Below are 13169 nucleotides of genomic sequence, written 5' to 3'. Positions count from 1 at the left end.
TGGTCTCTGAAATCGAGCATCTTCTAGTTGTTTGGGTATATATTCATTACCTTAGCGCTGCGTTGAAAAATTGTACACTGGTTCGACGTAGATATGCGGTTTTCGCGTGTTGTAGCGGCATGAATAAGAAAGGAAAAGGGTATAGCCGAAGAGATTAATCTAAGGCATTGATAGGCAGAAAAAAGAGAGCAAAGCGCAATGCGTTGCGCAATCATTGGATGATGCACTTTGCTGTGGAGAAGTGTCCACAAGAAGGCGGTGATTAACGTTGAATAGAGTGGGGCGAGCCCTGAAGACCGTTAGCCGATGACGCCCATGGCGATCGCGATGCTGCCTGCAGCGCCAATACCTGCGCCAATCGTGAATATGGTGAGTCCTAATAGACTTTGTTGCTTTCGTTTTGAGTGAGTCATAGTGTCGTCCTCATTCTTGGTTGCGATGCCAATTCCTTGTCTCTATCAAATACAAACAGCAAGTACAGTGCCAACTTGGTAAAGCATTGAAAATATGTGTATTCAATGTGCTGACCGCGATCTCTCCCTAGACAGACTGTATGAAGTTGGCGAAAATTACCAAGAGTTGGTAAAAATTATACGCAATGAGGATAAAACATGTCTGTAGTATCGGGTGTACACCATGTGGCGCTGATTGTAAGTGATTATGAGGCATCAAAACGCTTCTATACCGAAGTGATGGGCTTTTCGGTGTTGGCGGAACATTACCGTGAAGAACGTGACTCATGGAAACTGGACGTCGCATTGTCGGATGGGAAGCAGTTAGAGATATTTTCGTTCCCGAATAGCCCTGAGCGACCGTCTTACCCAGAAGCGAGAGGGTTAAGGCACCTTGCCTTTGTGACCGAGAATATTGATGCTTCGGTGCACGCGCTTGAAGGGCATGGTGTGAGTGTTGAAGCCATTCGTGTTGACCCTTATACCGGTGCGCGTTTTACCTTTTTTAATGATCCTGATGGGTTGCCGCTTGAACTCTACGAGCTTGCTTCGCTGTAAACACCGTAAAAACGATGGGCTTACGCGCGTCTTTACGGTGTTTTTTTCAAACGACCGTTTAATTTCTATCTGTCTCACTTTTGTTTCACTATGGCGTTATGCGTCTGAATTAATATGGTGATTCAAAGTTAAGATAGGTGTAAGAATGACCGACATTCGTCGTTGGAAACGTTTCCTTTTAAATCCAAGAGTGAAAGGCCAGCTTTACTGGGCTCACAAGTACTTGCCGCGCGTAAGTATTGTGATCACTGATATTTCTGAGAAAGGGCTTGGATTTATCTCTGAATGGAAACTGGAAGAGGGAACGTGTGAGCTTAAAATTACGTCACTCCCGACGCTGCAAGTGACGATCAAACACAAAGTGACCATCAAACGCGGTGGACGTACTTGGTATCGCTATGGCTTATCACTGCGCAGAAAACTGCATTCTATCCAAATGTGGCAACTGAAAGATGCGAAGAAAGCCGCCTAAACAACGACAATGCTTCTTCGCCAACGCACGGCTTTTTTCGACACTGCGAATTGTTAGAACCGTCGTGAGCAATAGAATGTCGGTTTCCGTTTTTGCTTCTGATGTCCGCTCTATTGCCGATATCAATTCTCCTACCGGCAGTTCATCCTTGATGGCTCACCTTTGTTCACCGACAGAACCTACTGTTCACCGATAGAGCCTACCACCGATTCGAACATTCTCTGGCACATTCGTAATTTCTGTGTTTCTCATGTAGATATCGCCGCCCACTTGTAAATCGGGAGGGAGTTGCTTCACCTTTGTATTGGTGAGAAACAAATTGCCTTTAACGTTGAGGCGTCTTGGCAATGCGCGGATGGGTGTATTCACCAAGCTAAGATCGCCTTTCACAGTTAAACCTGCGGGCAGTACCTTGAGTTTTGACCCCGTGAGATTGATGTATCCACCAACGTCGATCTTTGGCAGGGTGGTGAGTTTGGAGTGTGCGGCGTTCAAATGCCCCGTGATGGTGAGCGTGTTGGGTAAACGAATGATCTCACTGCCTTCAATGTCTAGAAAACCCTTCACTATATAGTTTTCTGGTAACTCCGTGAGGGCCGTGTTTCCCAGTTTGAGGTTGCCATAGGAATCCACATAGCCGTGAAGCTTTAGGGTGTCGACAAAGGCGGGTTTGGTTTTGCTCATGGCGTTAGTCGACATGAAAATACTCAATAGAAGTAGAAAAAAGCCCCAAGTACGCAAATCAGAAACCACTTATACAATTAATTATTAGATTTATAATTTAGCAGAAAACGGCACGCTTTTTTATGTTAATTACCATTACAAACTCTGCGTGCTTTATCGCCACATTTTTTTTGGGAGAATTTGCAGGCAAACGTTTGCGCGAAATTAACATCTATTAACAACTAAAAATATTTTATTCATATCTATGGAAATAATGTTTTTAAAATGTTGTCGCTTGGTGTGCGGTGAATGTTTGATCAAAGAAAGATTACCGTTCATTGTTGCTATGGATTTTCTTTAGCCCTTATAGCTATAGGCTCCAAGGTGATCTAGGAAGTAATGCTGGGATGGGTTTCTAGCACGTTTTAACAGTGAGGTTCGTGATTTTAATCTCAAATTGAGAGCCTTGAGATATGTAATTTCACATTACATTCACTGAGTAAATGGGAACGAAAGAAAATTTAAGGTGAAACAATACTACCTGTTGCTTTCATTATGCGAGGCACTACAATACTCCCGCTTGAGACTTAAGCACATATTAAATTTATTTTGTTCGCCTTTATATTTTTGCGGACTTTTTTGGCCAGGAGACTTCCTGGTGATTTATAAGTGAACGTGATGAAATCGAAAATAAGCAAGCCATTGTTGTCGCTGTTCAATCCATACAAACTGGATGCAGTGACGCGATCATTACGCGCGATGCGTGATGGTATGCTTTGGCTCGTGCCGTGTTTAATTGTGTCTAGTATTCTTGGCTTCATTGCAAGCATGCTTGAATTTCTAGGCGTTGATATGCCTGGGTTTATCAATGAACTGAATTTGTTACGGCTCTCTTTAACTGCGCTGTATCCGTATTTGTTTTCAGCATCCATAAGCATGATGCTTGCGATCCAGTGGCGCCTACCAAGGCCGCCGATTGCGGTGCTTTGCATCTCTTACGTTGCGGTGGCTGAAAAAGTACTGGCGTGTGAACCCCAAACGTCATCCATATTGCTGACTTTCGTTGGCTTAACCTTGCCGCTTTATGCTGTTCCGCTCATTTCAAAACTTAAGAAAATGTCTTGGGCGCGATTGGTAGAAGATGAAGTGGCAGGGAAGTTGGTGAAAGATGCCATGAACCTCATCATTCCGGGTGTGATTGTCACTGGAGTGGTCGTTCTGGTCACCAAAGCGCTTGCCTTGGCGAATTTGCATTTGGACGTTGAACTGCTTATGCAGAACTTTGATCCGAGTGCTGAGCCTTACAGCGTTGGCGCAATCTTTGCGAGTTTGAATTCGCTGCTCTGGTTCTTGGGTATTCATGGCTACTATGCACTGACGCCTTTGGTGCAACCGCTTATTGATAGCTTAGACGTTAACCGTGCCTTGTATCTGTCTAATGGCATCCCTGAAAACATCATGAACTTATCGACCTTGTCGTCTTTTGTGTTTATTGGTGGGTCAGGCGCAACCTTGGGCTTGGCGATTGCGATTTTGGCTTTCTCACGCGATAAAGTGTTTCGTGTAATTGCACTAGCCAGTATCCCGCTTGGCTTGTTTAACATTAACGAAATCCTGATGTTTGGGTTGCCGATCATATTTAACCTTCGTTTGTTGCTCCCGTTTGTTATAGCGCCAATGGCAAATATGCTTGTAGCACTGGCAGTGCTGAAGGTTGGTTTGGTTGCAGTTCCTGTGGTTATGGCGCCTATTACTAGTCCGCTCATTTTGAATGCCTTCATTTCGACGGGGGGTGACTACGGTGCTGTGATCTTGCAAGTCGCGCTGGTGGGCTTGAGCACATTGGTGTATTGGCCATTTGTGCGAATGTTGGATTCTCACGCCAAAACCCGAGACCTTTACATTCCCTCACTGGATACGACGTTTACCCGTCGCGAAGAAGAAGCGTATGTGTTAGCTGTCGATCCTGTCACAGAATCCCTCAGTAAAGTGCGCGAATTTGAAGGTGTGCAGAGGCAGCTCGAAGATTTTGCCACACGTGAATTCTACTTGGAATATCAACCTCAAGTGAGCAGCACAACAGGTCAAGTTGTGGGCGCGGAAGCGCTTATCCGTTTGCGCGATAGCATGGGGAATGTCACGTCGCCAGTGACCTTTTTGTCGGTGTTTGAGAAAGCAAACTTGATGACAGACATCGATCTCTGGGTACTGAAACAGGCGCTTTGCCAAAGTAAGAAATGGCGCGAACAAGGTTTTGAGATGCCCATCTGTGTGAACATTTCAAGCCACACTTTGACTAACCGTGCCGCGATGGAAGAGATTGTTACCCTCATATCTGCAACGCCAAGATGTATTCATTTTGAAATCACAGAAGACACTTTCATTGAAAAAGAGTGGATGGTTGAGAAGTCCATTGAGCGCCTTCATTCGGCGGGTTCTATGGTCAACATTGATGACTTTGGAACAGGGTACAGCTCGCTCAGTTATTTAAACCGTTTCGATGTCGATGTGATTAAAATCGATCGCAGTTTTGTGTTGGCGTTAGACACTGAACGCGGTAAGCAAGTGTTCTACAGTCTAACAGGCATCGCCAATCAATTAGGTTTGATGGTGGTGGTTGAAGGTGTTGAAACACAGGAACAATATGACATTGTGGCGAAAGAAGAAGGCACCATTATTCAAGGTTGGTACTTCAGTCGTTCTGTCTCTGCCAGCGAATTCAAAAACTATAGCCTTCAGCGTGTTGCCCTTGGGAATTGTGCTGGGAATATGCCAGTCACGGCGGCGTAAATTTCTTCAACGTTAAGTTGCGTGACTCTGTGATCCGATAAAATACACATGTCCTCCTCGAAAAAGAGGGGGACTTTTTCTGCAAGCTTGTTCCTTCATGGTCCGGTATCAAAGGCCTTTTCAAGGGCTTCTAGCAATCGTTTTCCTTGCTTTCCCGTCATCTCTATATATTTCTCTCGCACAGGCTTTGCGCGTTGCTTGAACGCTCGTTTTTGTTGGCTGTTCAGCGTTAACATCACCATGTCTGGCTTTTCACGTTTAATGGTGTTGAGTTGCGAATGATTGAGTGCTTCTTGGCGTTCATGGATGATGTCTGTCATTTCGGTGATGGTACTTCGTAGCGCTTTTTTTTGGTCCGCGGGTAGGCGTAAATACCACGCTTGATTGGCGATGATCGACGTGATGAATTTCTGCTGACCTGACCAAATCATGTAATCCGTTACTTCGTAAAATCGCATTTCTTCAATGGCAAAGATGGGGTTGCTCTGTCCATCTACACGATAAGACTGAAGCGCGCTGTAGATCTCTGAATAGGGGAGTGACACAGGGTCGGCGCCATACAATCGAAAAGTATCAATGTTTAGGGGGGCACTCATGACACGCATTTTGAACGCATCAAAATCGCGAGGATGCCGGATCAGTTCATTGGTCGTCCAGACCATGTCACCTTCACTGTATAACGTTAATAGCCGCAAATTTTGGTCTATCAGCGCATTCCCTAATACGCCATAAAGCGTCGAGTTTGAGCTGAGAATGCGTTTGTTTCGTTGACCGTCATGAGACAACAAATACGGCAAAGTGAACACCTGCATTTCGGGAATGCGTTTCCCCAAAATACCGGTAGAGGCATGGGCGAGTTGTACCGTGCCTTGCGCGGTTAAGTTGGTCAGATCTTCTGATTCTCCCAATGTGCCATAAGAATAGATATCAACGTCAATCGCGCCTTGAGTTTTCTCTTCGATACGTTTTTTAAACGCTTTGGCGTAGATGTGCTGAAGCGATCCTTCGATCTCTTCCAATCCAAAACGCCACGTAGTGGGCTCTTTTTCGACATCATGCTTTGGAAGCGTTGATGCAAAAAGCACGGTCGTCGATGTGAAATATGAGGCGATCACCAGTAACAGCGAAGTCAGCGTGGACAAACTGAACCTTCCTCTGCGTGATCTCTGTTTTTTTTCCATCAAGTACTCACTCATCAGTCACGGAAAAATTCCTCGCTTTTAAATAGATAATCTATGAAGTGGGGTTTGATCAGTGCTGCGTTTGAGAATGGGAAAAGAAAAAGGTGATGTTGTCTCAGATTTCACAATGAGGCTTTCAAGTCGCTGAGCCCCATTTTGCGAGGCTCCAGTAATTGTCGATAAATATCATTGAGTTAAATTGGTACAAACGGTGGAACTTACTGATGATGAGTAAGGGATATTTCAAGATGTAAATAAAGTGGAAATCCCTCAACCCTACATTGATAAGGAAATTCATCATGCACAAACCGTTACTCTACTCCGCGGTCACGCTAAGTATTGCTGCTGCATTCCCTGCGTGGGCTGTGGATTGTAACTCCCTTCCTTCATGGGAAAGCGGCGCAATCTATACCAGCGGTACAGAAGTCGCGCATCAAGGAGATGCGTACAAGGCAAACTGGTGGACGACAGGCAATAACCCTGCCGATCATTCGGGCCCATGGCAAGAGTGGGAAGCGCTCGGCCAATGTGATTCAACGGGCGAAAATCAACCGCCTTCTGTGTCTGTTAACTCTCCGCTGAACAATGCCCAATTTACCGAAGGTGATGTCATCACTGTCTCTGCATCTGCTTCCGACAGCGACGGGTCTGTGTCTGATGTTGCGTTCCTACTTAACGATGTCAGCTTAGGCGTGGTATCAAAAGCCCCTTACCAACTGACTTGGACAGCAGAGCAAGGCGATTTCATTGTCACAGCTGTGGTGACGGACAACGAAGGCGCAAGTCGTTCGGATGAAGTCAGTGTTTCTGTGGTATCACAAACGGTCGGTGTGCCACCTTCTGTCGATTTAACCAACCCAACGTCTGGCGCTCAGATCAAAGCTGGCGATCAAGTACTTGTTACCGCCAATGCAGTGGATGCAGATGGGCCAATAGCGCGTGTTGATTTTTACGTCGACAACGCCGTTATCAGCTCTGACACCACGGCGCCGTATGAAGCCATCTGGGATGCTGCCGAGGGGGCACACACGTTCAAAGCGAAGGCAACAGATCAAGACAACTTATCTTCATGGTCTGGTGAGGTCACCGTTGCTGTCGCGGGTACTTCGGTGGGTGGCGGTTGCGCTGGCGTACCGACTTACAAAGCAGGTACGGCGTATTCGGCGGGCGATATTGTTCAGAACGCGAATTACAAATATCAGTGTGATGTGGCAGGTTGGTGTTCATCGGATGCAGCATGGGCGTATGAGCCGAATGTGGGCGCGCACTGGCAAGATGCTTGGACCGAATTGGGCATTTGCGCCATCGTACCAACGGTGACGTTTACATCACCTACGGACAACGCAACAGTGCTTGCTGGCGAAACGGTGAATGTCGCGGTTGATGCAACAGATGCTGACGGCAGTGTTGATGGGGTCGAGTTTTTTGCGGCAGGCCAGAGCCTAGGAATAGATACTGTCGCCCCATATAGTGTGGATTGGTTAGCAGCAGGCAAGGGCAATGTCAGCTTAACGGCGATTGCCACTGATAATGAAGGCAACACCGGTGATGCGGGCGTGTTGGTGAGCGTGAGTGACCAATCTTTGGTCGCGAGCTTAACGTCGCCTTCTGCGGGCACAACGGTGGGCTTAGGCAAGGCTGTCACGCTTGCAGCAGAAGCCAGTTCGTTGAATGGTGCAGTATCTAAAGTCGACTTTATGGTGAACGGTTCGGTTGTCGCGACCGACACAACATCGCCATACGATGCCGTTTGGACGCCTGGCGCAATTGGTAGCTATTCTGTGTCAGCACTGGCGACAGACAGTAATGGTCTTACCGTCACCACGGACGGTGTGACCGTCAAAGTGTTTGAGCAATCTGCCGTGAAACACAAGCTGATCGGTTACTGGCATAACTTTGTGAATGGTGCGGGTTGTCCGATGAACCTGAGCGAAATGTCAGATGCGTGGGATATTGTTGATATTGCGTTTGCTGAAAATGACCGCAATAGCGATGGTACGGTGCACTTCAATCTCTACAGCGGCGACATCTACAGTGATTGTCCTGCGTTAGATCCACAACGCTTTAAGCAAGACATGGCAGCGCTTCAAGCGCAAGGTAAAGTGTTCGTGCTGTCGTTGGGTGGCGCTGAAGGCACGATTACGTTGAACAATGACGTGGATGAAGCGAACTTTGTATCGAGTCTTACCGACATCGTGAAAGAGTGGGGCTTTGACGGCTTAGACATTGATTTAGAGAGCGGATCTAACCTGCTTCACGGTTCGCAAATCCAAGCGCGTTTACCGGGTGCGTTAAAACAGATTGAAGCGAACATGGGCGGTGATATGTACCTGACGATGGCACCAGAACACCCGTATGTTCAAGGTGGTATGGTTGCGTTCAGCGGTATCTGGGGGGCATACATTCCCCTGATCAATGAACTTCGTGACACATTAGATCTGCTTCATGTTCAGCTTTACAACAATGGCGGTATGCCTAACCCGTATCTGCCTGGTGCAGCGCCGGAAGGGTCAGTGGACATGATGGTCGCGCAATCCAAAATGTTGATTGAAGGCTTTGAACTTGCGAACGGTCAAATGTTTGAACCATTACGTGATGATCAAGTTGCGATCGGCTTGCCCTCAGGCCCAAGCTCTGCAAATTCTGGTCAAGCACCCACGCAGAACATTCTGGATGCTTTAGATTGCTTAACCAAAGGCACATCGTGTGGCACGGTTGTCCCTGCGTTTAATTACCCGAACTATGGCGGTGTGATGACGTGGTCTATCAACTGGGATCAGCATGACGGTTATAACTTTTCTGGTCCGGTAGGCGACAAACTGGATGCGATGAATGCAGCACAGTAAATCGAACCAATTCTCGCGATGATGCGTGAATGAACCGAAACGGGAGCTCTGCTCCCGTTTTCGTTTTTATGTCTCATTGTAGAGGGGATGTTCCATCGCTTAATCAACATGTTGACTATGATTTCAACAACAACTGATCAGGAGCTGCGTATGCATTCATGGAAAGAACAGTATCTTACGAATTTTGATGTTGAAGTGATTTCTAAGCGCTCCATTGGGAATCCTGGTACAGATTACCAAGCGTCAGGGCATGGTGATGCGTGGCACTATTGCTTAACAGTTGAACTTGAAGGGTTTAATGATATCCGGAAGTTGCGTCTCGATGACATTTGGAAAGATATGATTGAACATAAGAAAACACAATTTTCTGGCGTGGTCTTGGCGCTTGAAACCCTTGTTAAATTTGGCGACCAAGTAACACTCGAAACACCCTATGATGTGGTTATCAACGTTGAGTATTAATGCGCGTTAGCTCTGTCGATTTCTTCTAACGTATTCTCCTCATTCTTTTACGTACAAACGTTACGTTTTTGTAAAATATCATCCTGCAAATCCTTAATAGTCACAAACACCTGCCTAGAAAATTGGAAAAAAGTGGCCGAGAAGATCTATTTAACGCGACGCTCGTTTTTGCAACAGGTTTCGCATGTCATTTGTGTTGTTATGTCATTTTTAGTTTATTAGCAAGTTCGAACGTTCGTTGTCGCCACAGGCTGCGTTTGTTACAGGACGTTAGACAGAAAACATAAGAATAGGACGGCGATTCATGGAATTTCGTTGTCATTCCATCAGTAATTTAGGTTAGGGAACACAACGTAATGCTCAAGTTGACTCTGCTTGGAACCGGAGCCGCTGGCGGCGTTCCGCTCTATGGCTGCGAGTGCTCTGCATGTGATCGTGCAAGGCGACAACCCGCGTTTGAAAGAAAACCCAGCAGTGCGATGATTGAATGGGGAAGGGGAAGCAGTAAAGAAAGGCTGCTTATAGATGCTGGGCTTATGGATTTGCACGCTCGATTTCCTGCGGGTACCTATAATGGTTTTTTGTTAACCCATTTTCACGTGGATCACGTTCAGGGCTTCTTCCACCTAAGGTGGGGTAATCCACCGCTTATTCCTGTGTGGTGCCCGGACGATCCTTCAGGTTGCGCAGACCTACTCAAACACCCAGGCTGTTTGCAGTTCAAGCCTATCCTTCGTCACGGGGAATTATTCACGGTGAATGGCCTGCGCATCGTGCCTTTACATATGCATCATTCACGTATCACGTTCGGTTTTATTTTTGAGTTTGCGAACAAGCGATACGCATACCTAACGGATACCAACGGTTTGCCAACAAGCAGCATGGACATTCTGCTGAGTCAGGAACAACTGCACGCTGTGGTGTTGGATTGTAGCTCTGTAACCGCTGAGGACGATGCAAATCATGGCGGATTGGCAACTGCAAATGAGATCTACAAAAAACTTCAGCCGAAAGAAATGATTGCCACGCACATAGGGCATGAACTTGATGCCTGGTTTATGAAGCACGGCACACCAGACTGGCTTGAAGTAGGTAGGGAAGGCATGGAGATTCGTTAGTGTCCTCCATTTGAGTGTGCATGAGACACATTAAAAACCGCCCATGAGGCGGTTTTTTTCGCTGCTTAGCTTCGTTGTTTAGCATCGTTGTTTATATTGATACTTCGCTAATTTGCAACAGAACGATAGAAGTATTTCTCATAGCTTCCGCCATCCAGCAGTTTTGCTGCACGAGAAATGATACCAACGAGTACCAGCGCAAACAGCAGTCTTCCCCAGAAAATGGTGTTGAAATCTGCGCCAATGACCAGCATCAGTAGGGTGTCTTCGATCAAGCTGTGGAGAAGGCCAAGTAAGGTGATGGCAGTGAAAATATCGCGAGGGGCAATGTGGCCTTTTTGTGCCTCATTGATCAATAACCCTCCGCCATAGGATAAGCCTAATGTAATGCCAATCAAGGTTAGGTTTGTCGCTTCCTTACTGATACCAAGTAAGCGAAGAAAGGGGCTGAGTGCCTTGCCAATAAGCTTCTCGACGCCAATCACTTTGAGAACATTGAGCGTGAAGATCAACACATTGATGATAACGAATACCAGTACCAAGTTTTGAACTTGGGTGAGTGCCCAATTTAGCAAAGAAGGATCTGCAGTCCCGCTCGGTTGCCAGACCATGTTTGCAGGTTGTTGAAGTGCGTCGGTCGCCATGTAGAGTTGGTTTAGAATCCAGCCTAGAAGATAGGCTCCGCCAACACGAACCAATAATGTCCACCAGATTGAGATCCCCGATTTTTTTGCTAACCCAGTTTCAATTGGCATCGAATGCGCTAGCAAAATAAGGGAGCTTAAGATGGAGGCTTGTGCGACGGTCATAGGAACATCAAGGTTGATCAATACCACCAAGCTTGAATAGATATTGATCAGCATCGCTGTTGCCCAGACGATGCCCATTTCACTCGGCAAACCTACCGCATCCATAAGCGGGGAAATAAGCGAAGAGAACCAAACCACACCACCAAATTCTTGGAATATTTTCACGACGATGATGGTTGGGATCATGACTTTGTATAGTGTCATTGATACGTTAAAGCTGTCGACAACGGTACGTTTAAAAAACGCGACCACCTTGTTCATTCGGTACTCCCTGCGTGTGATTGTTTTTCCTTTTTAGTGACGTTATCAGATTTTCGAATTGATAAGTCTCTTTGTTAGAGAATTATTTTCACTTCACTGGCCACAGTCTCGGTGGCGGTCTTGCCGCTGCGGCAGCGATTCTTACGGGCGAGCCTGCGACAGTGTTTGATGCTTCTGGCCTCGGTAATTCGGTGCTAGAAGAAGTGAAAACAGCACTTCGTGCGTCGGGACAAGATGACAGCGTGTGGTACAGCAATGCGCTCAATATTGATAACTTCAACCTTGAAGGCGAGATGGTATCAGATCTTGATTATCAGCAAGATGCAGACACTTTGGGCGTGGATTCGAAACTCTATGGTGATGTGTACTACCTCTCGGCAAATCGTTTTACACCGCTGTTTTTCCTCAATACAGGACTTTCTCGCCATTTCACTACGCCGCTAAAAGAAGAACTCCAATTCTTGTCACAGCCTATTTTCCGCGTTAATACAGCCGATCTCGTGAGCGTCGATAACGACATTGTTCCGTTTCGTTCTCTGTTTTACATCGATTGGACAGATGACACCTTAGATCTTCTCACATGGCAGGTTGAGTATGCCATAAACTCGTTTCCAAGCTTTCTAGAAGATCTGTAGTTATACAGCACAGTGGAGAAGCGTTGATTTGGCATTTCTCCGCGCTGTTTGGATGTAAGTGTTCTCATGTTTCAATGGATTTTAGGGATGCTGCGAGCATCCCTCTTTTTACTCATTCATCGGCTGTAGATTAACTGATTGAAAGAATGAGGTTAATTCTCAAACGGTATCATGCAGGCGATTACGCACTTATGCTCGATAAAATGATCGAATCCCCGCTTTTCAGGGTATTACTGCCATATCTTCTGTTCTAATACCCAAAGAGAATTCATCATCATGCATTTCAATGAAAGCCGTTTAAGCGCGTTAGAACGCCGCTATAAAGCGCGGCTTATCAATAGTCTATCCGGATTCAAAAGCGCAAACCTTGTTGGCACAGTGAGTGCTGAAGGGATAACGAACTTGGCTATGGTTAGCTCTGTGTTTCATCTCGGGGCGAATCCACCATTAGTGGGCATGATCATCCGGCCTCATTCCGTCACGCGCGATACGTTAGAGAACATAGAAACCACTGGCGTATACACACTTAACCAGGTTTCAGCGTCATTTTGGAAACAGGCCCATCAAACGTCAGCACGCTACGATGCGGAAACATCCGAGTTTTATGCAACCGGGCTAGGCGAGCAGTTTCGAGAGGGCATCACCGCGCCATTTGTCGAAGAAAGTGCGTTGTCGTATGCACTTAAAGTGGCGGAGATGACGACCTTGGCGGTGAATGATACCGTCATGGTGATCGGTGAAATCACGGATATCTTTGTGGAAGACATCGCCGTGATGGAAGATGGATACATCGATATAGAGACATTAGATACCGTCGCCGTGTCAGGGTTAGATGCCTATCACGTGACTCAGCGATTAGGGCGATTGGCTTATGCAAAACCTGATCTGCCAACGCGATGTTTGGGTGACGATGAATAACCCA

At 46.5% G+C, this 13169-nt stretch carries 11 protein-coding genes; 8 read left to right on the top strand and 3 right to left on the bottom strand.

The window, feature by feature from the left end; genetic code table 11:
- The first annotated feature begins 611 nt into the window (after positions 1-611).
- Together gloA2 and BM082_RS05410 are read left to right on the top strand one after the other, a co-directional pair.
- Positions 612-1010, top strand: a complete 399-nt coding sequence (gloA2, locus tag BM082_RS05415; protein ID WP_017015682.1) for an SMU1112c/YaeR family gloxylase I-like metalloprotein — start codon at positions 612-614, stop codon at positions 1008-1010.
- 145 nt (positions 1011-1155) lie between these two features.
- Positions 1156-1482 carry a hypothetical protein gene (locus BM082_RS05410; protein ID WP_017015681.1) on the top strand — a complete coding sequence of 109 codons (327 nt, stop codon included), beginning with the start codon at positions 1156-1158 and terminating at the stop codon, positions 1480-1482.
- A gap of 186 nt (positions 1483-1668) precedes the next feature.
- Here BM082_RS05410 and BM082_RS05405 read toward each other — a convergent pair whose 3' ends face one another.
- Positions 1669-2181, bottom strand: a complete 513-nt coding sequence (locus BM082_RS05405) for a hypothetical protein (RefSeq protein ID WP_017015680.1) — start codon at positions 2179-2181, stop codon at positions 1669-1671.
- Between the two features lie 642 nt (positions 2182-2823).
- On the opposite strand from BM082_RS05405, the gene BM082_RS05400 reads away from it, so the two are divergent.
- Entirely contained in the window at positions 2824-4935 is a 2112-nt protein-coding gene (locus tag BM082_RS05400; RefSeq protein WP_017015679.1) for an EAL domain-containing protein, read from the top strand.
- Between the two features lie 95 nt (positions 4936-5030).
- Here the strand turns inward: BM082_RS05400 and dctP are convergent, their stop codons facing one another.
- Entirely contained in the window at positions 5031-6077 is a 1047-nt protein-coding gene (gene dctP, locus BM082_RS05395) for a TRAP transporter substrate-binding protein DctP (RefSeq protein WP_017015678.1), read from the bottom strand.
- A 338-nt stretch (positions 6078-6415) separates the two neighbouring features.
- Between dctP and BM082_RS05390 the strand changes: the two genes are divergently transcribed.
- The 3 genes from BM082_RS05390 to phnP all read left to right on the top strand — a co-directional run bounded on the left by BM082_RS05390 (position 6416) and on the right by phnP (position 10542).
- Complete coding sequence (locus tag BM082_RS05390; RefSeq protein ID WP_017015677.1) at positions 6416-8962, top strand: Ig-like domain-containing protein; 2547 nt, start codon at positions 6416-6418, stop codon at positions 8960-8962.
- Between the two features lie 150 nt (positions 8963-9112).
- Positions 9113-9424, top strand: a complete 312-nt coding sequence (locus BM082_RS05385) for a hypothetical protein (RefSeq protein ID WP_017010718.1) — start codon at positions 9113-9115, stop codon at positions 9422-9424.
- A 356-nt stretch (positions 9425-9780) separates the two neighbouring features.
- Complete coding sequence (phnP, locus tag BM082_RS05380) at positions 9781-10542, top strand: phosphonate metabolism protein PhnP (protein WP_074925620.1); 762 nt, start codon at positions 9781-9783, stop codon at positions 10540-10542.
- 107 nt (positions 10543-10649) lie between these two features.
- On the opposite strand, the gene BM082_RS05375 is transcribed toward phnP, so the two are convergent.
- On the bottom strand, positions 10650-11612 hold the full coding sequence (locus tag BM082_RS05375; RefSeq protein ID WP_017010721.1) for a hypothetical protein: 963 nt from the start codon (positions 11610-11612) through the stop codon (positions 10650-10652).
- Between the two features lie 71 nt (positions 11613-11683).
- On the opposite strand from BM082_RS05375, the gene BM082_RS05370 reads away from it, so the two are divergent.
- Together BM082_RS05370 and BM082_RS05365 are read left to right on the top strand one after the other, a co-directional pair.
- The gene (locus BM082_RS05370; protein ID WP_017015676.1) at positions 11684-12247 is read left to right on the top strand and encodes a Tle-like phospholipase domain-containing protein; all 564 of its coding nucleotides are present in this window, start codon (positions 11684-11686) and stop codon (positions 12245-12247) included.
- Positions 12248-12523: 276 nt separating this feature from the next.
- Positions 12524-13165: a flavin reductase family protein gene (locus BM082_RS05365; RefSeq protein WP_017010723.1), complete on the top strand. Its 642-nt coding sequence runs from the start codon at positions 12524-12526 to the stop codon at positions 13163-13165.
- The last annotated feature ends 4 nt before the right edge of the window (positions 13166-13169 follow it).

Source organism: Enterovibrio norvegicus DSM 15893 (genome assembly GCF_900115495.1).
GTDB classification, from domain to species: Bacteria; Pseudomonadota; Gammaproteobacteria; order Enterobacterales; family Vibrionaceae; genus Enterovibrio; species Enterovibrio norvegicus.
This window is presented reverse-complemented; position numbering and strand designations above follow the sequence as displayed.

Excerpts from the sequence above, each read along its gene's own strand:
- BM082_RS05410 (WP_017015681.1), top strand. The coding sequence starts at position 1,156 with ATGACCGACATTCGTCGTTGGAAACGTTTCCTTTTAAATCCAAGAGTG.
- gloA2 (WP_017015682.1), top strand. The coding sequence starts at position 612 with ATGTCTGTAGTATCGGGTGTACACCATGTGGCGCTGATTGTAAGTGAT.
- BM082_RS05375 (WP_017010721.1), bottom strand. The coding sequence starts at position 11,612 with ATGAACAAGGTGGTCGCGTTTTTTAAACGTACCGTTGTCGACAGCTTT.
- BM082_RS05390 (WP_017015677.1), top strand. The coding sequence starts at position 6,416 with ATGCACAAACCGTTACTCTACTCCGCGGTCACGCTAAGTATTGCTGCT.
- BM082_RS05385 (WP_017010718.1), top strand. The coding sequence starts at position 9,113 with ATGCATTCATGGAAAGAACAGTATCTTACGAATTTTGATGTTGAAGTG.
- phnP (WP_074925620.1), top strand. The coding sequence starts at position 9,781 with ATGCTCAAGTTGACTCTGCTTGGAACCGGAGCCGCTGGCGGCGTTCCG.
- BM082_RS05400 (WP_017015679.1), top strand. The coding sequence starts at position 2,824 with ATGAAATCGAAAATAAGCAAGCCATTGTTGTCGCTGTTCAATCCATAC.
- BM082_RS05365 (WP_017010723.1), top strand. The coding sequence starts at position 12,524 with ATGCATTTCAATGAAAGCCGTTTAAGCGCGTTAGAACGCCGCTATAAA.
- BM082_RS05405 (WP_017015680.1), bottom strand. The coding sequence starts at position 2,181 with ATGTCGACTAACGCCATGAGCAAAACCAAACCCGCCTTTGTCGACACC.